At 73.5% G+C, this 23,951-nt stretch carries 21 protein-coding genes; 10 read left to right on the plus strand and 11 right to left on the minus strand.

Features of this window, described 5'->3' with window-relative positions:
- Window positions 1-152: 152 nt before the first annotated feature.
- The 5 genes from ABTY15_RS34805 to ABTY15_RS34825 all read right to left on the minus strand — a co-directional run bounded on the left by ABTY15_RS34805 (window position 153) and on the right by ABTY15_RS34825 (window position 6,860).
- Window positions 153-1,499 carry a peptidoglycan-binding protein gene (locus tag ABTY15_RS34805; RefSeq protein WP_350604764.1) on the minus strand — a complete coding sequence of 449 codons (1,347 nt, stop codon included), beginning with the start codon at window positions 1,497-1,499 and terminating at the stop codon, window positions 153-155.
- Window positions 1,500-1,703: 204 nt separating this feature from the next.
- Window positions 1,704-2,639 carry a pyridoxamine 5'-phosphate oxidase family protein gene (locus tag ABTY15_RS34810; RefSeq protein ID WP_350604765.1) on the minus strand — a complete coding sequence of 312 codons (936 nt, stop codon included), beginning with the start codon at window positions 2,637-2,639 and terminating at the stop codon, window positions 1,704-1,706.
- Between the two features lie 47 nt (window positions 2,640-2,686).
- Window positions 2,687-3,160, minus strand: a complete 474-nt coding sequence (locus ABTY15_RS34815) for a VOC family protein (RefSeq protein WP_350604767.1) — start codon at window positions 3,158-3,160, stop codon at window positions 2,687-2,689.
- 229 nt (window positions 3,161-3,389) lie between these two features.
- On the minus strand, window positions 3,390-4,406 hold the full coding sequence (locus ABTY15_RS34820; protein ID WP_350604769.1) for an XRE family transcriptional regulator: 1,017 nt from the start codon (window positions 4,404-4,406) through the stop codon (window positions 3,390-3,392).
- A 288-nt stretch (window positions 4,407-4,694) separates the two neighbouring features.
- Window positions 4,695-6,860 carry a protease pro-enzyme activation domain-containing protein gene (locus tag ABTY15_RS34825; protein ID WP_350604771.1) on the minus strand — a complete coding sequence of 722 codons (2,166 nt, stop codon included), beginning with the start codon at window positions 6,858-6,860 and terminating at the stop codon, window positions 4,695-4,697.
- A 256-nt stretch (window positions 6,861-7,116) separates the two neighbouring features.
- On the opposite strand from ABTY15_RS34825, the gene ABTY15_RS34830 reads away from it, so the two are divergent.
- Complete coding sequence (locus tag ABTY15_RS34830; protein ID WP_350604774.1) at window positions 7,117-7,683, plus strand: CGNR zinc finger domain-containing protein; 567 nt, start codon at window positions 7,117-7,119, stop codon at window positions 7,681-7,683.
- A gap of 63 nt (window positions 7,684-7,746) precedes the next feature.
- Here ABTY15_RS34830 and ABTY15_RS34835 read toward each other — a convergent pair whose 3' ends face one another.
- From ABTY15_RS34835 to ABTY15_RS34845, 3 genes are all read right to left on the minus strand, one after another.
- Window positions 7,747-9,252: an FAD-dependent monooxygenase gene (locus ABTY15_RS34835; RefSeq protein WP_350604776.1), complete on the minus strand. Its 1,506-nt coding sequence runs from the start codon at window positions 9,250-9,252 to the stop codon at window positions 7,747-7,749.
- A gap of 142 nt (window positions 9,253-9,394) precedes the next feature.
- Entirely contained in the window at window positions 9,395-11,095 is a 1,701-nt protein-coding gene (gene paaN / locus ABTY15_RS34840) for a phenylacetic acid degradation protein PaaN (protein WP_350604777.1), read from the minus strand.
- Window positions 11,096-11,246: 151 nt separating this feature from the next.
- Window positions 11,247-12,515, minus strand: coding sequence for a glycosyltransferase family 39 protein (locus ABTY15_RS34845; protein WP_350604780.1), 1,269 nt, complete (start codon window positions 12,513-12,515; stop codon window positions 11,247-11,249).
- 171 nt (window positions 12,516-12,686) lie between these two features.
- Between ABTY15_RS34845 and ABTY15_RS34850 the strand changes: the two genes are divergently transcribed.
- Window positions 12,687-13,271 (plus strand): TetR/AcrR family transcriptional regulator, encoded by a 585-nt coding sequence (locus ABTY15_RS34850; protein WP_350604782.1) that lies wholly within the window; start codon window positions 12,687-12,689, stop codon window positions 13,269-13,271.
- A gap of 42 nt (window positions 13,272-13,313) precedes the next feature.
- Here ABTY15_RS34850 and ABTY15_RS34855 read toward each other — a convergent pair whose 3' ends face one another.
- Window positions 13,314-13,760, minus strand: coding sequence for an Lrp/AsnC family transcriptional regulator (locus ABTY15_RS34855; protein ID WP_078859968.1), 447 nt, complete (start codon window positions 13,758-13,760; stop codon window positions 13,314-13,316).
- 164 nt (window positions 13,761-13,924) lie between these two features.
- Between ABTY15_RS34855 and pdhA the strand changes: the two genes are divergently transcribed.
- From pdhA to ABTY15_RS34875, 4 genes are all read left to right on the plus strand, one after another.
- Window positions 13,925-15,064 (plus strand): pyruvate dehydrogenase (acetyl-transferring) E1 component subunit alpha, encoded by a 1,140-nt coding sequence (pdhA, locus tag ABTY15_RS34860; RefSeq protein WP_350604787.1) that lies wholly within the window; start codon window positions 13,925-13,927, stop codon window positions 15,062-15,064.
- The gene (locus tag ABTY15_RS34865) at window positions 15,064-16,065 is read left to right on the plus strand and encodes an alpha-ketoacid dehydrogenase subunit beta (RefSeq protein WP_350604789.1); all 1,002 of its coding nucleotides are present in this window, start codon (window positions 15,064-15,066) and stop codon (window positions 16,063-16,065) included. Before pdhA ends, ABTY15_RS34865 begins: the two co-directional genes overlap by 1 nt.
- Entirely contained in the window at window positions 16,065-17,381 is a 1,317-nt protein-coding gene (locus tag ABTY15_RS34870) for a dihydrolipoamide acetyltransferase family protein (RefSeq protein WP_350604834.1), read from the plus strand. The genes ABTY15_RS34865 and ABTY15_RS34870 overlap by 1 nt, the downstream gene beginning before the upstream one ends.
- Window positions 17,382-17,611: 230 nt before the next feature.
- Complete coding sequence (locus ABTY15_RS34875; protein WP_350604791.1) at window positions 17,612-19,270, plus strand: globin domain-containing protein; 1,659 nt, start codon at window positions 17,612-17,614, stop codon at window positions 19,268-19,270.
- 13 nt (window positions 19,271-19,283) lie between these two features.
- On the opposite strand, the gene ABTY15_RS34880 is transcribed toward ABTY15_RS34875, so the two are convergent.
- Together ABTY15_RS34880 and ABTY15_RS34885 are read right to left on the minus strand one after the other, a co-directional pair.
- Window positions 19,284-19,826 carry an NUDIX domain-containing protein gene (locus ABTY15_RS34880; RefSeq protein ID WP_350604794.1) on the minus strand — a complete coding sequence of 181 codons (543 nt, stop codon included), beginning with the start codon at window positions 19,824-19,826 and terminating at the stop codon, window positions 19,284-19,286.
- 244 nt (window positions 19,827-20,070) lie between these two features.
- The gene (locus tag ABTY15_RS34885; protein WP_350604795.1) at window positions 20,071-20,451 is read right to left on the minus strand and encodes a phage holin family protein; all 381 of its coding nucleotides are present in this window, start codon (window positions 20,449-20,451) and stop codon (window positions 20,071-20,073) included.
- 108 nt (window positions 20,452-20,559) lie between these two features.
- On the opposite strand from ABTY15_RS34885, the gene ABTY15_RS34890 reads away from it, so the two are divergent.
- The 4 genes from ABTY15_RS34890 to thiC form a co-directional block, all read left to right on the plus strand.
- The gene (locus tag ABTY15_RS34890; RefSeq protein ID WP_350604797.1) at window positions 20,560-20,877 is read left to right on the plus strand and encodes a cupin domain-containing protein; all 318 of its coding nucleotides are present in this window, start codon (window positions 20,560-20,562) and stop codon (window positions 20,875-20,877) included.
- 22 nt (window positions 20,878-20,899) lie between these two features.
- Window positions 20,900-21,568, plus strand: a complete 669-nt coding sequence (gene tenA / locus ABTY15_RS34895) for a thiaminase II (protein WP_350604799.1) — start codon at window positions 20,900-20,902, stop codon at window positions 21,566-21,568.
- Between the two features lie 179 nt (window positions 21,569-21,747).
- Complete coding sequence (locus ABTY15_RS34900) at window positions 21,748-21,948, plus strand: DUF5326 family protein (protein ID WP_350604800.1); 201 nt, start codon at window positions 21,748-21,750, stop codon at window positions 21,946-21,948.
- Between the two features lie 276 nt (window positions 21,949-22,224).
- A partial coding sequence (gene thiC, locus ABTY15_RS34905) for a phosphomethylpyrimidine synthase ThiC (RefSeq protein ID WP_350604802.1) occupies window positions 22,225-23,951 on the plus strand: 1,727 nt, incomplete at its 3' end.

A 23,951-nucleotide genomic window follows, 5' to 3' on the forward strand; every position in this document is an offset into this window, starting at 1 on the left:
GCCCGACCTGGCCGGGCCGGACGCCCTGGCCCGGGTGATCGCGCCGACGCTGCTCGTGGTCGGCGGCGTAGCGCCGGGCGGGCGGCGGCTCTGTCGGCCCGGGCAGCCCGGGCGGCTCTGTCGGCCCGGGCGGCTCAGGTGGCTCAGGTGGCTCAGGAGAAGAGCCGGCGCCAGGTCTCCGGCCCGGGGTAGCCGTCGGCGTCGGCGCCGGTCCAGCCCTGGGCCTGCTGGAAGGCCTGGACGGCCTGCCGGTCGCTCTCGCTCCACTGCGGGCCGGGCCCGACCCGGTACGCGGCGCCGAAGCCCTTGCGGACGAGCTGTTCGCCGAGCCGGCGTACGTCGTCGTTGACCGCGCCCGGCCCGAACCGGTCCGGGCCGGGGAAGGCGGGCACCCCGGTGCCGGGCGGGGTGGGCGGCGGCAGCGGGGTGCCGGCGTCGATGTCGCGGCCCTTGCCGTTGACCAGGTAGTCCCAGGTGTCCTTGCCGGGGATGCCGTCGGCCTCGCTGCCGCGCCAGCCCTGGGCGAGCTGGAAGGCCTCGGTGGCCCGGCGGTCCGCCTCGCCCCACTGCGGGCCGGGGCCCTCGGTGTAGAACCGGGCGCCGCCGCGCTGCACCAGCAGCTGGCCGAGCCTGGTGACGTACGCGTTGTTCGCGCCGGGGCCGAACTTGTCCGCGCCCGGGAAGGCGGTGGCGGGGGCGCCGTCGCTGCTGCCGCCGGACAGGCCGGTGAAGCGGTACGGGAGGTAGGAGCCGGAGTTGCTCCAGTAGGCGTACGGGGTGTCCCGCTTCCTGGTGCCGGGCGAGGTCTGCTCGTAGGCGAGGTAGCGGGTGCGGGTGGCGTCGGTCCAGCCGCCGAACAGCGTCACGTGCGAACCGGCCTGCGGGTTGGCCGGGTTGTTGTAGATCAGCACGTCGCCCGGTTGGAGGTCGGCCTTGGCGATCCGCTCGGCGAAGTTCGGCAGGGTCCAGGTGGTCTGGCTGCTGCCCAGGCCCCAGGCCATCGAGACGAAGCCGGAGCAGTCCTGGCGGTAGCCGTCCGACCAGTAGCGGCCCATGCCGTACGGCACCCGCTGGTCGACCCAGGACTGGGCGCGCTGGATGATCTGCGCCCGGGTGGCCGGCCGGGCGACCGCGCCCGGGGCGGCGGAGGCGCGCTCACCGGGGGCGTCGTCGCCGTAGAGGCTGCTGACCTCGCCCTGCGGGGAGCCGGGCGGCTGGGCGGTGCTGCTGCCGCCCGGGGTGGGGCCGGGGGTGGGGGCGGGGGCCGCGGCCGCCTGGCCGGCGGCGGCCGTCCCGCCGCCCATCGCGGTGCCGACGGCGGCCATCAGCACGGCGGCCCGGCGGCGGATGCTGCGGGCCGCGGCGTGCCCGCCCTCGTGCACCGGCGCGGCGTGCCGCCGGGCGCGGCGGCGGGCGTTGCAGCCCCCGCATATGCAGTCCTCGTCCGGTTCGACCTCGTCGAACACGAGCAGCGGGGTCGGGTGGTCGGTGGGGGTCATGCTCCGCCTCTTTCCCGGTCGGCCCTGACGGCGTGACAGGACCGGCCTTCCCGGGTCGGTTCCGCGTGATACCGGGACCAAAGTCCCAAAGCGGACGGCTGGCGGCTCGGCGGGTTGCGCCGGGCGGGTGACGGCCGTTCGGCGGCCGGGGCGTGGCGCGGGCCGGGCGGAGACGGTGGCGCCGGTCCGAACCCTGGTGGGCCGTCAGCCCCGCGCCGTGGGCGGGTTGGCGGGTGAGTACTCGGGATCGGTCCAGGTCAGCGGGGTGGCGTCGGCCAGTTCGAGGACGCCGGTGACGGTCAGTTCGACCATCCGCTCGGCCCCCGGGACGCCCTCGCGGGCCTCGGCGGACCAGTCGGTCCTGGCCTCACCGGTGACCAGCAGCGCCCCGCCGGTCTCCCAGTCGGGCAGCAGCAGGCCGGCCCGCGGGTCCAGCTCCAGGTTGCCGAGGGTCAGGAACATGCTGTTGCCCGGGTACTCGGGCCAGCGCAGCCGGTCCGGCGCCACCGCCTGGAGGAAGCCCGGCAGGCCGCCCCGGTGCGAGGCGTCCACGCTGCCGTCCGGGCCGGTGGTGGCGATGAAGAAGGTGTCGGCGGTGGCGGCGGCCAGCCGCTGCGCGGTGGACAGGACCGGGCCGGCGGCCACCGGGCGCGGCGCACCGGGCGCGGGGCGGTCCAGCGGGCTGCGGCGCTGGATGTACTTGGGGCAGTTGGAGACGACCTGGTCGGCGGTGATCCGCAGGCCGCCCCGGCCGTCCGGGGCGGAGTGGCCGTTGAGCCGCATCCGGCGCCGGCCGGCCGGGTCCAGGGCGATGGTGCCGACCTGGGCCGGGCGGGTCAGCGCCTCGGCCAGCGGGTCGGCTCCGGCCGGGGTGGTGGCGACCGCCATGGTCCGCTCGTCCGGGGCCTGGAGGAAGCCGGCCGGGCCGGCCAGCTGGGTGGCCCAGACCCGGCCGTCCCGGTCGGCGGCGCCGAGGACCAGCATCCGGCGCTCGGTCAGGAAGCGGGCCGCCACCGCGGGGATGGTGTCGCGGATCGACCGGCCGGAGTGGTCGGCCCGTTCGGTGCGGCCGGCCAGGGCCTGGGCGGTCCGCTCGCCGGGGTGGTAGGGCGTGGGGGCGGTCATGGTGCCGGCGGTCATGGTGGGGCGTCTCCGATCGGCTGGGGGGGGGAGTCGGTAGCCGGGATTTAGAAGAAGCCGCAGGTGGGGGCGCCGGTGGTGGGGGCGGCCGCCTCGGTCGCGTCCACTCCGGTGCGGGTGTAGATCTCCAGCCGGATGCCGTCCGGGTCGGCGAAGAAGATGCCGCCGGAGGCCGAGCCCTCGCCGTGCGGGACGACGCCGTCGTAGGCGAAGTCGGCGCCCAGCTCGCGCAGCAGCACCTCGGCGGCGCGGACCTCGTCGAGGCTCTCGACCTCGAAGGAGAGGTGGTGCAGGCCGGGGTTGGCGGGGGCGAAGGTGCCCTCGCTCTGCTGCCAGAGCGTCACCACCAGGCGGCCGTCGCGGCCGAGCAGGGCGAAGCGGCGCTGCGGGTCGGTGCCCTCGTGGGTGACCGCCAGGCCGAACACGACGCGGTAGAAGTCGATCGAGCGGGCCAGGTCGGTGACGTTCAGTCCGACGTGGCCGGTCTGCAGGGTGCGGAGCGGGGTGGTGGTGCTGGTCATGCCTGATCACTCCCGTGGCTGGGGGCCGTCGGTGAGGCGACTGCCTAACTGGTACTCACGAAGGTACGGGTTATGTGATGGGGCGTCAACCGGTATGGGGTCACGAAGGGGTTAGGTTGGGCGGCGGGCCGGAAAACCGAGGACCCCGCCGGGCACGGGGCCCGACGGGGTCGGAGTGGTTCGGAGGGATGCGGAGCGGTTCGGAGGGTTCGCCGCGGCGGGGCCGGGGCTACTCCCACTCCCAGCGGATGCCGATGTGGCCCGGCTGCTGGTCCGGGGCCAGCACGTGGGCGCTCGCGGAGGCGCCGATCCAGAGCTGCTCGCGGCGGTGGTCGACGTCCGCCCCCGGCTCGCGGTCGTAGCGCTCGCAGTGCGCCGGGACGGCCGCCGGGTCGAAGTGCACCTGGAGCACGTACTCGCGCACCTGGGTGGCGAAGCGGCGGCTGTACTCCATGGTCGGGCCGCCGGGCGGGATCTCCACCTCGTACTCGAAGACCGTGCTGTCGCCGAGCGCCAGCGGGCGGTCCAGCATCAGCTCGCCGACGGTCAGGCCGACGTCCGGGCGGCGGCGGACCCGGCCCAGCCGGCCGTGCCGGACCGCGGTGATCTCGGGGCAGCCGGTGGCCTCCTCGTCGGCCTTGTGCACGACCAGGCAGCGGCCGACGCCGCCGACGGTGGCGCGCACCACCTGGCGCATCCGCAGCAGGTTGCCGCGCCGCTCGGCGTCGACGTAGTACGAGTCGTGGATGCTCAGCCGCTCCAGCTCACCGGCCGGCGGCGCGTCCAGCTCGGCGAAGATGTCCGCGATCTCCTGCTCGCCCGGCCAGACGTCCTCCAGCCCGAGGTGCAGGGTGTTGGCGGCGGCGGCCCAGCGGCCGCGCGGGCGCGGCGGGCCGAGCAGCGAGGAGAGCGAGCTGTGCGGCAGCGCGAGCAGCTCCTCCAGCAGGTGGACGGCGCGCAGCGAGCTGGCCCGTTCGGGCTGGCTGCGGCCGCGCCGCCAGTAACTGAGGGTGGTGACGCTGACCCTGACACCGCGTTGGGCGAGGGCGGCCCTGATCCGGTCCAGGCTGAGCCCGCTGGCCTCGATGGCCAGGTGCAGGGTGTCCGCGAAGCCGCCCGCGGGGGCGGGCCGCCCGGCGGAGGGCGTGGCAACCGGCGCCGGCGCGGGTACGGGCGAACCGGGGCGTTCCGGTCGCGGTCCGACCAACCGGAGCCGCGCGGCGTCGTGCGGCTGCTGTGCGGCCATGCGGTAACCCTCCCCACCAGGTGACTTCGGCGGGACCGGAACGGCGTCGGAACGCGCCGGCAACGGCTTCACCGAGCTTTGGGGAACCCTATGCACGGTCGAGAGGCTACGTCATCAGTCGTGCGTATGACAGTGCTCACGGCAGGTGAACCGGATGGTTATCGATCTTGAAACAGTCCGGAAACACGGCGGGAACCGGAGCACCCGCCGGCCGGGGAACGGACACCGCCGGGGCGGGCCCTGTCGGCGCCGCCCCGGCGGGGGTCAGGTGGTGCTACCGGCCGGTGATCAGGAGACGTTCAGCGCGACGTCGTCGATCACGAAGCTGGTCTGCATCGAGGAGTCCTCGGTGCCGGTGAACTTGACGGTGACGGTCTGGCCCGCGAAGGAGGTCAGGTCCAGGGTCTTCTGCACGTAGCCGGCGGCCGCGTTCACGTTGGAGTAGGTCGCCAGCGTGGTGCTGTTGGCCTGCACGGTCAGCTTGTCGTACGCGGTGGAGCCGGTCTCCGCGGTGTCGATGTGCAGCCAGAAGGTCAGCTTGGCGGAGGTGCAGCCGGCCGGGATCGACACGGTCTGCGACACGGTGTCGGTGTGGGCGGAGCCGTAGCCGTCCATCCAGGCCTTCCAGCTGCCGGAGTGGGCCGCCTGGGAGGTGCCGTTGTCGAGGACGCCGCTGGAGGCCGTCCACGGGGCGGCGGTGCCGGTCTCGAAGCCGCCGTTGCCGACCAGCTGGGCCGCGGTGCAGCCGCCGGACGGCGGCGGGGTGGTGCCGCCGAGCAGGGCGGTGGTCAGCACGTCGGCGACCGGGGTGCCCCAGCCGGTGACCTGGTCGTAGCCGGCCTTGGCCGGGAAGTCCTGGTTCGAGCCGGTGGTCACGTCGTGGAACGCGGTGCCGTAGTTGCTGCTGTTCGCCACCGAGTACAGCCGCGGGCTGGCCTCGCCCAGGACCGGCTGACCGGCCGCCTTGGCCTTCTGGTTGAACTGGGCCGCGTAGCCGGACCAGAGCGGCGCGGCCGCGCTGGTGCCGCCGTAGACCTGCCAGCCGCCGGCCGTGTAGATCGCGAAGCCGCTCGCCGGGTCGGCGTTGGAGGAGACGTCCGGGACGGTGCGCATGGTGCCGCTGACGCCGGTGCCGGTCTGCCAGCTCGGCTTGCTGAACACGGTGGAGACGCCGCCGCCGGCGGTGCTCCAGGCGCTCTCCGAGGAGTAGGCGGTGCCGGAGACCTTGAGGTTGGTGCCGCCGACACCGGTCTGGTGCGGGCTGGACGCCGGGAAGTCGACCGCCTTGACGGTCGAGCCGCTGGTGGAGCGGGTGCAGTCGCGCGAGCCGTCGTCACCGGAGGCGGAGAAGATCGAGATGCCCTGGGCGGCGGCCTGCTTGAAGGCGTTGTCGACCGCGGTCATCGAGGCGGCGGTGGTGTCCGGCTCGCAGGAGCCCCAGGAGATGGAGATGACCGAGGCGCGGTTGTCGGCCACGATCTTGTTGGCCATGTCGATCTCGCCCTGGTCGCTGTTCGGGGCCTCGTAGATCAGCTGGGTGGCCTTGGGCGCCGCGCCGCGGACGATCTCGCTGTCCAGCTCGACCTCGCCCTGGCCCTGGCCCGGCGTGGTGTCGTAGTTGGCGCCGTCCACCGAGACGGTGGAGACGGCCGGGCCGGTCAGGCCGTACTGCGAGTCGTAGGTGGTCAGGTTGGTCTTGCTGTAGCCGTCGAACTCCCACAGCGCGACCGTGACGCCGGTGCCGTCCGCGCCGGTCTTGTTCAGGTTGTAGGCGCCGTCGTACTGCGCGGGGCCGAAGCCGCTCGGGGTGGCGGTGGTCGCGTTCGGGGCGGCGGTGCCCGGGGTGCTCTGCGGCTTGGCGATGCGGTTCTTGCGCACCGCGTGGTTGTCGAGGCCGTGCACGCCCTGGACCACGGCGGCCAGGTCGGCCGGGATCGAGGCGGCGGCGTCGTTCGCGAAGAAGGCGCGCTGGAGCTGCGGGTCGACGTACGAGCTCTCGTGCGTGCCGAACGCCTGCGAGACCTGCGCGGTGGTGCCGTGGGCGCTGACCACCTGGCGGTTGGCGCTCACCTCGGTGACGGTCAGGCCCTGGGCGGCCAGGTAGGTCTTGACCTGGTCGACGGCCGCCTGGGTCGGGCCGAACTGCGCGGTGAACTGCTCCGGCGTCAGGTACTTGCCGAACTCCGGGGCGCCCGGGGTGGTGACCGCGGTGAGGAAGTGGTCCAGCGCGTCGGTGTTGCGCAGCTTCAGGCTGACGGCGATGGAGATCTGCTGCTCGGCCGGGACGTCGCCCTTCTTCTCCGACTGGGCGACCGCGGGGTTCACGGTGTTCGGCAGCGCGACGCGCGGGGCGGCGTTGGGGGCGGCGGCCTGCGCGGTGGAGACGCCGAGCGAGACGGCGGTCAGCGGCAGCACGGCTATGGCCGCGGCGAGGGCGAGGGTACGGGGGCGCAACGGATCCTCCTCTGGCCGGCTGTGGGGGCCGGCAAGGGGCACACGCGTTCCGGGGTAGAACGCTGGCTAGAACATGTCAGAACGGATCCGGGAATTGGCTCATGGTCAAGCAATTCGTTGCTAAAAAACAGTCAAGTGTGGAGGCCTGGAATCGCGGAGCTTTCATACAGTGAATGTCTGGAATTCCTGGGGCCGGTCCATACCAATTCGGGACGAGCCGGGCCGACGTAGAATCGGTGCCGACCGAGGGAGGACCATGACGGACCGGAAGGCAGACCCGCGCGACCCGCGGCCGCTGATCGGGGAGCCGCTGGCGCTCGACCTGCTGAACACGCGTTGGGCCGGCGCGCCCGTCAACGACCTGCTGGCCGAGTCGGACGGGTACGGGATCTGGCTCTCCTCGGCCGGTCTCACCGACCGCTGCCGGGTGGCGGACGCCGGGCTCGACGCGCTGCGGGAGGCCCGCGAGGCGATCGCCGGAGCGGTCCACGAGCTCCACGCCACAGGCGAGTTGGGGCCGACGGTGGTGTCCCGGCTGAACGGCGTGCTGCGGCACGGACGGCTGCGGCGGGAGCTCGGCCCGCAGGGCCCGACCGAGCACGTCGAGATGGACCGGCCGGAGTGGCTGGCGGCCTGGCTGGCGGTGGACGACTTCCTCGACCTGCTCGACCAGGGGGTGCGCCGCATCAAGCAGTGCGCGCACGAGGCGTGCATTCTGTATTTCCTCGACACCTCGCAGAACGGGCGCCGACGGTGGTGCCGGATGGCGGTGTGCGGGAATCGGGCGAAGGCCGCGCGGCACTACGAGAAGGCCCGGGGTTAACTTTCGACCGAACGAAAGGTCGGGCGGATGCGGGGTTCGTCCCCGCACCCGCCCGGGGTGGGATCAGGCCTGGGCGGGGGTGCCGAGCCAGGTGGTGAGGGCGGTGCGGAGCTCGTTCTGGCCGGGGTCGATGCCGGCCCAGGCGACGTAGCCGTCGGGGCGGATCAGCAGCACGGTGTCGCGCAGCTTGCCGTGCGGGTCGGCGGGGGCGGCGGTGACCATGCGGTCGGCCCAGGGCTCGGCGGCGACCAGCTCGTCATTGCTGACCAGGATGAACTTCCCGGTGCGCAGCGCCTCGTAGAGCCGCTCGGGGGCGGCGGGCCCGCCGTCGGCGGGCTTGCGCAGGCCGGTCAGCCGCAGGTCCGGGACGCGACGGCCGACCTGCGGGTGGGAGCCCTTGGGGGCGGGGTAGGCGATGCCGATGCCGGAGACCATCCGGGCGCCGCGCTCGGTGACCGGGTCGAGGTGGCTGCCGAGCGCGACGAGCGCCCCGCGCAGCGCGCGGGTGGGGGCGGACTCGGCGAGCGCGAGCCGGATCAGCGCGCCGGAGGTGCGCAGCACGGTGCGGCCGACCGGGTGCCGCTCGGTCTGGTAGGTGTCGAGGAGGGCGTCGGTGGCCCGGCCCCGGAGGACGGCGGCGAGCTTCCAGGACAGGTTGGCGGCGTCCTGGAGGCCGGTGTTCATGCCCTGGCCGCCGGCCGGCGAGTGGCAGTGGGCGGCGTCCCCGGCCAGGAAGACCCGGCCGGAGCGGTAGTTGGGGGCCTGGCGCTCGTCGCTGTGGAAGGTGGAGCTCCAGCGGACGTCGTGCAGGCCGTAGTCCTCGCCGAGGATGGTCCGGGCGAGTCCGGCGAGGCGCTCGGGCGAGGGGACGGTGCCGTCCGGCTGCCGCTCCTTGCGGTCCCAGGCGATGAGCCGGAACCAGCCGTCGCCGAACGGGGCGAGGAAGGCGAAGCCGGCCTCGTTGGCGCCGACGGTGACGGTCTCGGCGGGCTCGCGCTCCAGCCGGACGTCGGCGAGCAGCACCGAGTCGACCACCGACTCGCCGGGGAACGGGATGCCGAGCAGGTCGCGGACGGTGGAGCGGACGCCGTCGGTGCCGACCGCGTACCGGGCGCGGTGGGTGGCCGTGCCGCCGTCGGAGCCGCGGGTCTCCAGGGTGACGCCGTCGGCGTCCTGGCGCAGGCCGGTGACCTCGGCGCCGCGCAGGACGGTCGCGCCGGCCTTCACCGCGCGCTCGTGGAGCAGCCGTTCGGTCTGGTACTGCGGGGTGATCAGGACGAACGGGAAGCGGGTCGGCAGCGAGCCGAGGTCGATCGCGAAGCGGTCGAACATCCGCAGGCCGGTGAGCGGGCGGCCGGTGGCGATGAGGTCCTCGGCGAGGTCGCGGGCGTCCAGGAGTTCCAGACTGCGGGCGTGCACCGCGAAGGCCCGGGTGAGGTTGGACTCGGTGCCGCGCTTCTCCAGGACGGTGACGCGGACCCCGGCGGCGGCGAGGTCGCCGGCGAGCAGCAGCCCGGTCGGTCCGGCGCCGACGATCAGGACCTCGGTGTCGATCGCTTGCTCGGTCATGTGTCAGCTCCCGGGGTTCGGAGGGTGGTTGGACGTGGTCCGCCTTCCCAGCCTCCCATCATCGCCGTCCCGGGCGGGCCGAAAACCCGGGCCCCCCGGGCGCGCGAGGCGACCGGGGGGCCCGGGGACGTGCGGGAACGGCTCAGCTGTGCCGGCGGATCTCCACCGTGCGGAACCGGTTGGCGACGAACGCGCCGTCGCAGTAGGCGGAGTTGGCGGCCGGGTTGGCGCCGGTGCCGTGCAGGTCGGAGAAGGCGGCGGTCTGGTTGGCGTACACCCCGCCGGTCAGGTTGAGCGACAGCGAGACGCCGGCGTCGAGCGCGGCCTCGACCAGCAGCGCCTCGACCTCGGGCGAGGTGGTGTAGCCGGAGGCCGTCATGGCGCCCTTCTCGCGGACCGTGGTGCGCAGCAACTCGACCGCGGCGGCGGCGGATTCGACGGCGACGGCGAAGGAGACCGGGCCGAAGCACTCGCTGCGGAAGACCGAGCGGTCGTCCGGCTTGTCGGCGTCCAGCTTGACCAGCGCGGGGGTGCGCACGGTCGCGTCGGGGAAGTCGGGCGAGGTCACCGCGCGCGGGGCGAGGACGAGCTCGCCGTACTCGCCGTCGGCCGCGGCGGCCGAGCGCTCCAGCACGCCCGGGTTGACCACGGCGCCGAGGATGGCGGCGGCGCGGGCGTCGTCGGAGAGCAGGCCCTCGATCGCACCGGCGAGGTCGGTGACGACCTGGTCGAAGGACTTCTCGCCCTGGTCGGTGGCGATGCCGCCGCGCGGGATCAGCAGGTTCTGGGGGGTGGTGCACATCTGGCCGCTGTACAGCGACAGCGAGAAGGCCAGGTTGTTCAGCATGCCCCGGTAGTCGTCGGTGGAGTCGACGACCACCGCGTTGACGCCGGCCTTCTCGGTGTAGACGTCGGCCTGCTTGGCGTTCTGCTCCAGCCAGTCGCCGAAGGCGGTCGAGCCGGTGTAGTCGATCATCCGGATCTCGGGGCGGACGGCGAGCTCCTTGGCGACGGTGCCGCCCTCGTGCTCGGCGGCCAGGCAGACCAGGTTGGGGTCGAAGCCGGCCTCGGCGAGCACCTCGCGGGCGATCGCGACGGTCAGCGCGAGCGGCAGGACGGCGCGCGGGTGCGGCTTGACCAGCACCGGGTTGCCGGTGGCCAGGGAGGCGAACAGGCCGGGGTAGCCGTTCCAGGTCGGGAAGGTGTTGCAGCCGATCAGCAGCGCGAGGCCGCGCGGGACGACGGTGAAGTCCTTGGTCATCACCAGCGGGTCGCGCTTGCCCTGCGGCTTGGTCCAGCCGGCCTGCCGGGGCAGCCGGGTCTGCTCGGCGTACGCGTAGGCGACGGCCTCCAGGCCGCGGTCCTGGGCGTGCGGGCCGCCGGCCTGGAAGGCCATGCCGTACGCCTGGCCGGTGGTGTGCATGACGGCGTTCGCGAACTCGTGCGAGCGGGCGTTGATCCGGTGCAGGATCTCCAGGCAGACGGCGGCCCGCTCCAGCGGGGTGGCGGCGGCCCAGGCCGGGCGGGCGGCGGTCAGTGCGGCGATCAGCGCGTCCGGGCCGGCGTGCGGGTAGCCGATGCCGAGCTCGACGCCGTACGGGGAGTGCTCGCCGCCGACCAGGTCGCCGTCGGCGGGGTGGCCGGCCAGTGGGAACGGCTTGCCGAGCAGGGCGTCGAACGCGGCCTTGCCGTCCGCGGGGCCGCTCTCGCCGTACGCCTTGGGGAACTCGGGGTAGGGCGACCAGTAGTCGCGCTTGGCGGCGGCGTCGAGCGCGGCGTCCAGGGTGGCCTGGTGGCGCTGAACCAGCTCGCTGACGAGGGGGTGGGTGACCGCTGCGGACATCTGGGCGCTCCTCAGAGGGGAGGACGGGACACGTCACAGAGTAACCGAACGATCGGTCGGCTCAAGAGGGTCTGCGGGCCCGAATTCCGGGAAACGCACCGGGGGCGCGTCCGTGGCGGACGCGCCCCCGGGGGGTCGGTGGGGGGCCGGTCTACGGCACGCCGAGCTCGAACAGGACGTACCCGCCGAACCAGCCGGAGGCGACCGCGCCGGTGGTCAGCACGGTGACCAGCACCGGCAGGCTCAGCTTGCGCAGCCCGATGGCCAGCGCGATGAACAGCGGGAAGGCGGGCAGCAGGTAGCGCGAGACGTTGCCGAAGATGCCCAGGCTGCCGAGCACCGAGACGATCGTGGCCAGCGTGTAGGCGGTCAGCACCAGCGGCGGGCGCAGCCGGATCAGCAGCACGATCAGCACCGGCAGGGTGAACACGAACAGGGTGGCCAGCAGGTCCGGCACCGGGTACGCGAACGGGTAGTCGCCGCGCCCCAGCAGCACGCCCCGGATCGCGTGCCAGCTGCCCTGGCCCCAGTCGAAGTAGTGCAGCCAGGAGTCGCGCTGAAGCCGGAAGTAGCCGCCCCACTCGCCGACCCGCCAGCCCACCCAGCCGACGTAGCCGAGCAGGCCCACCGGGGCCATCAGCAGCGCGGCCAGCGGGCGCAGCACGCCGCTCTCCCGCCGGTACAGCTCCACCAGCGCGGCCAGGCCGACCGCGCCGATCAGCGCCGCGGCGGTCGGCCGGTTCAGCCCGGCGACGAGGGTGACCACCCCGGCCGCGATCCACTGCTTGGCCATCACGCAGTAGCAGGCCCAGGCGGCCAGCGCGACGAAGAGGGAGTCCGAGTAGACCGCCCACTCGGCGCCCGAGCCCGGGGCGATCGCCCAGAGCCCGGCCGCGATCACGCCCGCCCGGGGGCCGGCCAGCCGGTCCACCACGGCGTAGATCCCGGCCGCGGCGAACAGTGAGGCCACCACCGAGACCAGCATCCCGGCGCCGTACAGGCCGAGGCCGGTGACGTCCGAGACGCCCCGCATCAGGCCCGGGTAGAGCGGGAAGAACGCGGCCGAGTTCTGCTCGATGGTGAAGCCGACCGGGCCGTTCGGGACGGGGATCAGCGCGGGGTGGTACCCGAACTCGGCCACCTGCTGGTACCACCAGCCGTCCCAGCTGGCCAGGACGTCCCACGGGTTGGCACCGCCGCCGAACCGGGGGTGCTTCTTGAGGTAGTCGCCGGAGAAGGAGAGCAGCTTCATGAAGACGGTGAAGCCGATCAGCTTGAGCACCGCGTAGCACCAGACGGCCGGGCCGAACCGGATCACCAGGGCGCGACCGCGCTCCCGCCAGCCGGCTCCGGGCGCGGCGTTCGGCTCATCGCTGCGCTGCTCGGGCACGTCGGAGGCGACGGCCGGTATTGCGGTCATCAGACTGGACCCCACCCTGCTGGACGCGGACGATCGTTCGCCGAGTCTAAGGCGTGGGGGTCGGGCCTGGTGTGGACCAACGGACCCGATCGCGTAGCGCGTGGGGCGGGGCCGGTGCGGACCGACGGACCCGATCGCGTAGTGCGTGGGGCGGCCGGGGATACTCGGAGGATGGCCGATCACACCACGCGCACCGCCTACACCGTGGAGTCACTGCTCGCGGTGACCGTCGACGTGTTCAACGAGCGCGGTTACGACGGCACCTCGATGGAGGACCTGTCCCGGGCCGCCGGGATCTCCAAGTCCTCGATCTACCACCACGTGCGCGGCAAGGAGGAGCTGCTGCGGCTGGCCGTCGGGCGGGCGCTGGACGGGTTGTTCGCGATCCTGGCCGAGCCGGCGGCGGTGGAGGGCCCGGCGGTGGAGCGGCTGGAGCACGTGGTGCGCCGCACCGCCGAGGTGCTGCTGGCGGAGCTGCCGTACGTGACGCTGCTGCTGCGGGTGCGCGGCAACACGGCCACCGAGCTGTGGGCGTTGGAGCGGCGGCGGGAGTTCGACCACCAGGTCGCCGAGCTGCTGCGGGCGGCCGTCGCGGACGGTGCGCTGCGGGCGGACGTCGAGCCGCGGCTGGCCACCCGGCTGCTGTTCGGCATGATCAACTCGATCGTGGAGTGGTACCGGCCGGGCCTCAAGGCGGCCGACGGGGTGGCCGACGCGGTCGTCCACCTGGCCTTCGACGGGCTGCGCGCCCAGTAGCCGCCTCGGGGGATCGGCCCGGCGGGGATCGGCCCGCGGGGATCAGTCCGGCGGGACCTGGTCGGTCTCCTCGAACACCAGCATGGTTCGTGTGCCAAGTACCTGCGGGATGGACTGGATGCGGTTCAGCACCAGCTCCCGCAGGGCGTGGTTGTCGGCGGTGTGCACCAGCAGCAGTACGTCGAAGTCCCCGCCGACCAGGGCGATGTGGGCGACCCCGGGGAGCTCCAGCAGCTGCTCCCGGACGGTACGCCAGGAGTTCTGGACGATCTTCAGGGTGATGTACGCGGACGCGCCCTGACCGGCCCGTTCGTGGTCGACCCGGGCGGTGAAGCCGCGGATCACGCCGTCCTCGACCATCCTGGAGATCCGGGCGTACGCGTTCGCCCGGGACACGTGCACCCGCTCGGCCACCGAGCGGATCGAGGCGCGACCGTCCTGCTGCAGCAGCCGCAGGATCGACCGGTCGACACGGTCGAGTCTGGACATCTGTTCAGCCGACATGACCCCCCACCCTCACCGATTGGACGCACTGCCACCAGTCGACCGCCGCTCAGGCCGAATGTCCACCACCTTGTCACGCTTCTGGTCAAGATGAACAGACGACCGAACAATCGGTAGGGAGCCCCCGCCACCCCTGGAGGTGCCCCGAGATGACCGTTCTCGACCACAGACACCACACGGCGGTACCCGGCTGGCTGCCCGGGGCCACCGCCCCCCGCACCGACCCGGCACCGCTGCTCCCGGACGTCTCCCCCGTCCGGGTGCTCGGCACCCCCGAGCTGGAGAAGTACGACCCGGCGCTGCTGCGCGAGCTGTACCGCCGCCTGGTGGTCGGCCGCCGCTACAACCAGCAGGCCACCACCCTGACCAAGCAGGGCCGGCTCGCCGTCTACCCGGCGTCCACCGGCCAGGAGGCCTGCCAGATCGCCGCCGCGCTGGTGCTCGGCGAGCAGGACTGGCTGTTCCCCAGCTACCGCGACACCCTCGCGGTGGTCTCCCGGGGCGTCGACCCGCTGGAGGCGCTGACCCTGCTGCGCGGCAACGCCCACACCGGCTACGACCCGCGCGCCAGCCGGACCGCCCCGCTCTGCACCCCGCTGGCCACCCAGGCCCCGCACGCCGTCGGGCTGGCGCACGCCGCCCGGCTGAGCGGCGACCCGGTGGTCGCGCTGACCATGCTCGGCGACGGCGGCACCAGCGAGGGCGACTTCCACGAGGCGCTGAACTTCGCCGCGGTGCTCCAGGCCCCGGTGGTCTTCCTGGTGCAGAACAACGGCTACGCCATCTCCGTCCCGCTCAGCGCGCAGTCCGCCGCGCCCAGCCTGGCCCACAAGGCCGTCGGCTACGGCATGCCGGGCCGACTGGTGGACGGCAACGACGCGCCGGCCGTGCACTCCGTGCTGGCCGAGGCGGTCGAGCGGGCCCGCAGCGGCGGCGGCCCGACCCTGGTCGAGGCGCTGACCTACCGGATCGAGGCGCACACCAACGCCGACGACGCCACCCGCTACCGCACCGAGCCCGAGGTGGACGCCTGGCGGGAGCACGACCCGATCCTGCTGATGGAGCGCGCGCTGCGCGGGCTCGGCGTCCTGGACGACGTGCTGGTGCAGGAGGCCGCGGACGAGGCGGAGGCCCTGGCGGCCCGGATGCGCGCCGAGTTCCACGCCGACCCCGAGCTGGACCCGATGGCCCTGTTCGCCCACGTCTACGCCGAGCCGACCCCGCAGCTGCGGGAGCAGGCCGCCCAGTTGTCCGCCGAACTGGCCGCCGAGGCCGAGGTGCAGCACTAATGAGCACTGCCGTATCGACGCGCACCGCCACCATGGCGCAGGCGCTCAACTCCGCCCTTCGCGACACCATGCGCGAGGACCCGACGGTGCACGTGCTCGGCGAGGACGTCGGCGCGCTCGGCGGCGTCTTCCGGATCACCGACGGCCTGACCGCCGAGTTCGGCCCGGACCGCTGCCTGGACACCCCGCTCGCCGAGGCCGGCATCCTCGGCACCGCGATCGGCATGGCGATGTACGGGCTGCGCCCGGTGGTCGAGATGCAGTTCGACGCCTTCGCCTACCCGGCGCTGGAGCAGCTGTTCTCGCACGTCGCCAAGATGCGCAACCGCACCGCCGGCCGGCTCCCGCTGCCGATCACCGTCCGCGTCCCGTACGGCGGCGGCATCGGCGGCGTCGAGCACCACAGCGACGCCTCCGAGGCGTACTACACCAGCACCCCCGGCCTGCACGTGGTCACGCCCGCGACGGTCGCCGACGCGTACGGGCTGCTGCGCGCCTCGATCGCCTCCGACGACCCGGTGATCTTCCTGGAGCCCAAGCGGCTCTACTGGGGCAAGACCGAGTTCGACCCGGTGGCGCCGGTCGAGCCGATCGGGCGGGCGGTGCTGCGGCGCCCCGGCACCTCGGCGGTCCTGATCACCTACGGGCCCTCGCTGCCGGTCTGCCTGGAGGCGGCCGAGGCGGCCAAGGCCGAGGGCTGGGACCTCGCGGTGCTGGACCTGCGCACCCTGGTGCCGTTCGACGACGAGACGGTCACCCGGGTGGTGCGCTCGCTCGGCCGGGCCGTGGTGGTGCACGAGGCGAGCGGCTTCGGCGGCACCGGCGCGGAGATCGCCGCCCGGGTCACCGAGCGCTGCTTCCACCACCTGGCCGCGCCCGTGCTGCGGGTCACCGGCTTCGACATCCCGTACCCGCCGCCGATGCTGGAGCACCACCACCTGCCCGGGGTGGACCGGATCCTGGACGCGGTCGCCCGCCTCCAGTGGGAGGACGGTCGATGATGCCCGTCGTGCGCGAGTTCAAGCTGCCCGACCTCGGTGAGGGGCTCACCGGGGCCGAGGTGGTGCGGTGGATGGTCGAGGTCGGCGAGGTGATCGCGGTCGACCAGCCGGTGGTCGAGGTGGAGACCGCGAAGGCCGTGGTGGAGGTGCCCTGCCCGTACGGCGGGGTGGTCACCGCCCGGTACGGCGAGGAGGGCGAGGAGATCGCCGTCGGCGCGCCGCTGGTGACGGTCGCGGTGGCCGCCGCGGAGGGGTCGGCGGGCGCCGTGGGGTCGGAGGGCCCGGTGGCTCCGGTGGCGGAGGCCGTCGAGCGGCCGCTGGTCGGGTACGGGGTCGCCGAGCCCGACCGGGGCGGGCGGCGGCGCCGGGTGGGGGTGGCGGCTGCCGCCGCTCCTGCTGCTGCGGCCGCCGCTGTCGCGGTGGCTGCGCCGGTGGCTCCGGCCGCTCCGGCCGCTCCGGTCGTGGTGCCGGTGATCTCGCCGCTGGTGCGGCGGCTGGCCCGGGAGCAGGGTGTCGACCTGACCGCGCTGACCGGCAGCGGCCCGGACGGGCTGATCATGCGTGCGGACGTCGAACGGGCGGTCGCGGCGAAGGTGGCCGCGCCGGCCGCCGCCGTTCCGGTGCCGCAGGAGGGCGTCGTCCCGCTGCGCGGGCTGCGCAAGGCGGTGGCCGAGAAGCTCAGCCGCAGCCACCGGGAGATCCCCGCCGCGACCTGCTGGGTGGACGCGGACGCCACCGAACTGATGGCGCTGCGGCGGCAGTTGAACGCCACGCCGGGCCCGAAGGTGAGCGTGCTGGCGCTGCTCGCGCGGATCTGCACGGTCGCGCTGGCGCGCTTCCCCGAGCTCAACTCCAGTGTGACGGAGGACGGTTCGGGCATCATCCGGCATTCGGCGGTGCACCTGGGCTTCGCCGCGCAGGGCGAGCGCGGCCTGGTCGTCCCGGTGGTTCGGGACGCGCAGTCCCTCACCACCGAGCAACTCGGCGAGGAGCTGGGCCGGTTGACCGCATCGGCGCGGGACGGCTCGCTGGCCCTGGCCGAACTGACCGGCGGCACCTTCACGTTGAACAACTACGGGGTGTTCGGCGTGGACGGCTCCACCCCGATCCTCAACCACCCGGAGGCGGCGATGCTCGGCGTCGGCCGGATCGTCGCCAAACCCTGGGTGCACGAAGGGGAGTTGGCGGTGCGCGAGGTGACGCAGCTGTCGTTCACCTTCGACCACCGGGTCTGCGACGGCGGGACGGCGGGCGGCTTCCTGCGGTTCGTCGCGGACTGCGTGGAGCACCCCGGGGTGCTGCTGCGGCAGCTCTGACCGGCCCGACCTGCCGGTACGGTAGCCCTGAGTGGACGGAGAGACACCCAGGGCGACCACAGATCGAGTGAGAGTAGCGCGTCCCGGGCCCGGGTGTCCGGGCTTCGCGCGATTTGTCGGATGAGCACTTCGGGCGTGCCACGCTGCCTAGGCGTCAACAGGGACAAGCCAGGTGGTGGCGCAGGCCGGCCGGAGGCGAAACGATTCTCTTGGGTACTCGAAACGTTGCGGTGAAGTCCCGCAGAACTCTTCTGGTCCGCACCGGGCACGGCTCGGCAGGCGTCTCCGCCGTCCCGGGAATGCCGGAGCTCCCGTCGGAGGCGCCCTCGGCGCCGGCCCACGAACAGGCGCAGGCGCCGGCCGAGGTCCCGGGGCCGGTCCCCGAACGGCCGCCGATGCCGCTCGACCCGCCGGACCTCCCGCCGCCGCTGCCGGCGGACGCGCCGACGGCCTTCCTGCCGCCGGTGCCGGCGGACGCGCCGACGGCCTTCCCGCCGCCGGTGCCGCAGGGCGTACCGGAGCCGCCGAGCCGGCCGCCGGCCGTCCCCGCGCCGAGCTTCCCGGATCCGACGCCGCCGCCCGCCACACCCGCCTTCCGCCCGCTGTTCACCGACGCTCCCGGCCTCAACTGGTCGGGCCCTGGGGACAGTTGGAGCCACGCCTGGGCCGTGCAGATGGTCGGCGAGGAGCGCCCGGGGCCGCCGCAGGCCGCCGCCACCCTCCCCGGGCCCGGCCCGGACGCCGCCGAACAGCCGCCCACCGCACGGGACATCGAGCTGATCCGGGCCAGCCTGGCCGTCGTCGAACCCGTCGCCGACCGGGCCACCGCGCACTTCTACGCGCTGATCTTCCTGCACCACCCCGAGGTCCGCTCGCTCTTCCCGGCCGCCATGGACGTCCAGCGCGACCGTCTGTTCCGCGCCCTGCTGGCCGCCGCCCGCGGCGCCGACGACCCGGAGGCCCTGCACAGCTACCTGAGCGCGCTCGGCCGCGGCCACCGTCGGTACGGCACGCTGACCGGCCACTACGGCCCGGTGGGGGAGTGCCTGGTGCAGGCGCTGGCCCGGTACGCGGGCAGCCGCTGGGACGCCGAGACCGAACTGGCCTGGCGCCGGGTGTACCGGCTGGTCTCCTCGATCATGATCGAGGCCGCCGAGGAGGCCGCCCGCACCTCGCCGGCCTGGTGGCACGGCGAGGTGGTGCGGCACGAGCGCCGCACCCGGGACGTCGCGGTGATCACCGTCCGGCCGGACCAGGCCTACCCGTACCGGGCCGGGCAGTACACCAGCCTGGAGACGCCCTGGTGGCCGCGGGTCTGGCGGCACTTCTCCTTCGCCTCCGCACCCCGCCCGGACGGGCTGCTGACCTTCCACGTGAAGGCCGTCCAGGCGGGCTGGGTGAGCAACGCGCTCGTGCACCGGGCCGCGCCCGGGGACGTCCTGCGGCTGGGCCCGGCGGCCGGCTCGATGACCGTGGACCACACCGCCGGCGCCGAACTGCTCTGCCTCGGCGGCGGCACCGGCATCGCCCCGATCCGCGCGCTGGTCGAGGAGCTGGCCGAGCACGGCACCCCGGTCCGCTCCGTCGAGCTCTTCTACGGCGCCCGCCGCGCCGTCGAGCTGTACGACCTGGACGGGCTGCGCGACCTGGCCCGGCGGCACCGCTGGCTGACGGTGCGGCCGGTGCTCTCCGGCACCGGCCCGACCGAGGGCGCGCTGACCGGTGAACTGCCCGAGGTGGTGGGCCGGTTCGGCCCGTGGGCCGGCCGCGAGGCGTTCCTCAGCGGGCCGCCCGCGATGGTCCGCCGGGGCGTCGGCGTGCTGCTGCGCGCGGGCGTGCCGGCCGAGCGGATCCGGCACGACCTGGTGGGCGACCTGGCCGCGGGCTGACAGGGCCCGCGGATCAGCCGAGATCGGGGGCGAGCAGCGCCCGGACCCCCTCGATGTTGGCCGCCAGGTACGCCCGCAGCCGGGGCGGGACGACGTTCACCGAGGTGACGCCCTCGCGGGTGAACGGCAGCCGGACCACCTCGTACTCGCCGTTGGGCTCGTCCACCTCCGGCCCGTGCCGCCGGCTGAGGTCCATCGAGGCGAGCCGGCAGACGAAGAAGTGCTGCACCTTGACCCCGTGCGGGTGGAGCAGCGTGCCGTCGTCGTGGTGGGTGTGGCTGATGGTGTCGACGAAGGCGGGTACCACGTCGACGATCTTGCCGCCGAGCTCCTCGTCCACCTCGCGGTGCAGCGCCTCCACCACCGTGCGGTCGCCGCGCTCGACCCCGCCGCCGGGGGTGATCCAGTACGGGTGCGGCGAGCCCGCCCGGACCCGCCGGATCAGCACGATCGACGCCGGGCCGTACGGGTTGTCCGGGTCCAGCTCCAGCAGGATCGCCCGCGCGGTGCGCTTCACGACGGGGCGTGGTGGCGGAGTGCGGTCGACGGGGCCCATGGCCACCTCCGGGGCTGGAGCGTTGTGCGGGAGTCTCCCGCGGGACGACCCGGTCGAAACCCGCCCGAACCCGAACGCCCCGCCGAACCCGAACGCCTCGGCGACGCCGCCACCGGGCCTTCCCCAGCCTCCGGCCGGGGGGACCCCCATCGACGAGGGGCCCGCCCCGGGTCCACCGCCCGGGCACGGGCCCCTCTCGTGTCGTCGCGTCGGCGGGCCGGTCGTCCGCGGCCCGGCTGCTCGGTCAGTCGTCGTCCAGCGCCAGGTGCAGGCCCCAGGCGACCAGGCTGATGATCAGCGAGCCGAGCAGCGCCGGGATGAAACCGTCGACGTGGAAGTCCAGGTTCAGCTTCCCCGACGCCCAGGAGGTCAGCCAGAGCATCAGGGCGTTGATCACGAAGGTGATCAGCCCCAGGGTGAGGATGAACAGCGGGAACGAGAACAGCTTCACCAGCGGCTTGATCAGGAAGTTGACCACGCCGAAGACCAGCGCGACGGCGATCACCGTCAGGGTCTTGTGCTGCCAGTCGGCCGTGCCGTCGGTGAGCTGGATACCGGTGACGATCCAGGCGGCGACCCAGATGGCCGCCGCGTTGATCAGTGTCTTGAGGACGAAACCCTTCATGGCGCCCAGCCTGGCAGCCCCGGTGCCCCGGGGGGAAGCTCTCGTCGGTCATGTTGGTGTTGAATGCCCCTGGTCCAGGAGGTGGACGGACGAGGGAGGACGGCAGCGGTGAAGCTGTTCCGGCTGGACGAACTGGACGCCGAACGCGCGGCCAACGACGGCGCGTACCTGCGGTTCCTGCGCGAACCACGGATGTCCGCCGGGCTCTACGCGCTCTCCCCCGGCGACACCGACCCGCAGACCGCGCACGACCAGGACGAGATCTACCAGGTGATCAGCGGCCGGGCCGAACTCACCGTCGGCGGCGAGACCGCCACCGTCGCGCGCGGCACCGTGGTCTACGTCCCGGCCGGCACCCCGCACCGCTTCCACCACGTCACCGAGGAGCTCCGGGTGCTGGTGGTGTTCTCCCCGCCGGAGGACTGATCCGCAGAGCTAGGGTCGGGGCATGAGTCTCAGCCTGACCGAGGAACTCTGGGCGGCCATCGAGCCGGTGTACGCCGAGATCCTCGCCCACCCCTTCATCGGCGGCCTCACCGACGGCACCTTGCCGCGCGAGGCGTTCCGCCACTTCGTCGTCCAGGACTCGCACTACCTGCGCGACTACGCCCGCGCGCTCGCCGTCTGCGCCGCCAAGGCGCCCGGCGAGGAGGACGTGCGGGCCTTCGCCGACGACGCGGTCGGTGCGCTGGCCGCCGAGCAGGGCATGCACGCCGAGTTCCTCACCGCCTTCGGCGGCAGCGCCGAGGCGGCCGCCGCCGAACCGGTGCTGCCCACCACCCGGGCCTACACCAGCTACCTGCTGGCCACCGTCTACGGCGGCTCGTTCGCCGAGGCGCTCGGCGCGGTGCTGCCCTGCTACTGGATCTACGCCCGGGTCGGCGAGGCGCTGCTGGCCCAGGGCTCCCCCGACCCGCTGTACGCCAAGTGGATCGCCACCTACGGCGACGAGGCCTTCCAGTCCGTGGTGCGCCGGGTGCTGGCGCTCGCCGACCGGCTGGGGGAGGAGCTCTCCGCGGCCGAACGCCGCAAGGTGGTGGGGCACTTCGTCACCACCTCGCGCTACGAGTGGATGTTCTGGGACGCCGCCTGGCGCGGTGAGCGCTGGCCGGTCTGACCGGTCCCGGCCGTTCTCTCGGGGGTCTCCCCGGGGTTCCGGATAGGGGGGATCTCGGGGTTCTCTCCGGGCCGTTGGGCCTCGTTCCGGCCCCGGCGCCCCCGTACGATCGAAGTACCGAAAGCAAGCGGGATGCGGCACCGGACGGCAGCCGGCCCGAGGGGAGAGAAGGAACGGACATGGCTGAGCTCTGGAAGTCGCTGCCCTCCTGGGTGCGCAACATCGTCATCCCGGTGCTGGTCCTGGTACTGGCCTGGAACATCGTGAGCTTCGTCTTCGGCGTCGTCGGCGCCCTGATCGGCCTGGCGATCAAGCTGCTGGTCGTCGTCGGCATCGCGGCGGCCGTGGTGATCCTGGTGAAGAAGGCCGCCAAGAGCTGACCCGACCCGACCCGGCCCCGGAGGCCCGGCACCCCGCACACGGGGGTGCCGGGCCTCCGGCGTTCCCGCCGTTCGTTCCCCGGACGCCGTCTGGACCTGCGGCGATCCGCTCGCTACGGTGTTGGGCGTCATGCGCAGGCAACACCGCCTGCGGACGCGGGAGCTCGGAGCACCGGGCTGAGAGGACGCTGACCGGGCCGTCGACGGACGGACCGAGGGCTGCGTCGACCGCAGGAACCTGGACCGGGTAATGCCGGCGTAGGGAGTGAAGGTCAGATGACCACGTTCGAAGCACAGCCGCAGTCTGCCCGCAGCGCCTCCGCCGACAGCACGGGCACCGGCTACCCCACCCCGGCTTGGCGCAAGGCCTACCGCGAGGGCTCCCGCCCCGACCTGCGCGTCCCGTTCCGCGAGGTCGTGCTCACCAACGGGAAGACCGTTCCGCTGTACGACACTTCCGGTCCGTACACCGACCCGGCGTACGAGCCCGACGTGCGGCGCGGCCTGCCCGCCCTGCGGGACGCCTGGATCCGCCAGCGCGGCGACGTCGAGGAGTACGACGGCCGCGAGGCGCGCCCCGAGGACGACGGGATCAAGCACACCTCGCCGCGCGGCGGCAACCTGCGCAACCTGGATGCCGTCTTCCCCGGCCGCCCGCGCCGCCCGCTGCGCGGCCGCGGCGGAGCCGCCGTCACCCAACTCGCCTACGCCAAGCGGGGCGTGGTCACCCCCGAGATGGAGTTCGTGGCGCTGCGCGAGGGCCTGGCCCCCGAGTTCGTGCGCGACGAGGTGGCCCGCGGCCGAGCCGTCATCCCGGTCAACGTGAACCACCCCGAGGTCGAGCCGGCCATCATCGGCACCAACTTCCTGGTGAAGATCAACGCCAACATCGGCAACTCCGCCGTCACCTCCTCGATCGAGGAGGAGGTGGAGAAGATGACCTGGGCCACCCGCTGGGGCGCCGACACCGTCATGGACCTCTCCACCGGTCGCAACATCCACACCACCCGCGAGTGGATCCTGCGCAACTCCCCCGTGCCGATCGGCACCGTGCCGCTCTACCAGGCGCTGGAGAAGGTCGACGGCAAGGCCGAGGAGCTGAACTGGGAGGTCTACCGGGACACCATCATCGAGCAGTGCGAGCAGGGCGTCGACTACATGACCGTCCACGCCGGCGTGCTGCTGCGGTACGTCCCGCTGACCGCCCGGCGCAAGACCGGCATCGTCTCCCGCGGCGGCTCGATCATGGCCGCCTGGTGCCTGGCGCACCACCAGGAGAACTTCCTCTACACCAACTTCGAGGAGCTCTGCGACATCCTCGCGTCGTACGACGTCACCTTCTCGCTCGGTGACGGCCTGCGGCCGGGCTCCATCGCGGACGCCAACGACGAGGCGCAGTTCGCCGAGCTCCAGACCCTCGGCGAGCTCGGCCGGATCGCCCGCGAGCGCGACGTCCAGGTGATGATCGAGGGCCCGGGCCACGTCCCGATGCACAAGATCAAGGAGAACATGGATCTCCAGAAGGAGATCTGCGACGAGGCGCCGTTCTACACCCTCGGCCCGCTCACCACCGACGTCGCCCCCGGCTACGACCACATCACCTCCGGCATCGGCGCCGCGATGATCGCCTGGTGGGGCACCGCGATGCTCTGCTACGTCACGCCCAAGGAGCACCTGGGCCTGCCCAACCGGGACGACGTCAAGACCGGCGTGATCACCTACAAGATCGCCGCCCACGCGGCAGACCTCGCCAAGGGCCACCCCGGCGCCCAGGAGTGGGACGACGCCCTCTCCGACGCCCGCTTCGAGTTCCGCTGGGAGGACCAGTTCAACCTGGCCCTCGACCCGGAGACCGCGCGCGACTTCCACGACGAGACCCTCCCCGCCGAACCCGCCAAGACGGCCCACTTCTGCTCCATGTGCGGCCCGAAGTTCTGCTCGATGAAGATCTCCCAGAAGATCCGCGACGAGCACGGCGACGGCTCCAGCGCCGTGGCCACCGA

This window comes from Kitasatospora sp. NPDC097643 (assembly GCF_040302625.1).
In the GTDB taxonomy this organism is placed as follows: domain Bacteria; phylum Actinomycetota; class Actinomycetes; order Streptomycetales; family Streptomycetaceae; genus Kitasatospora.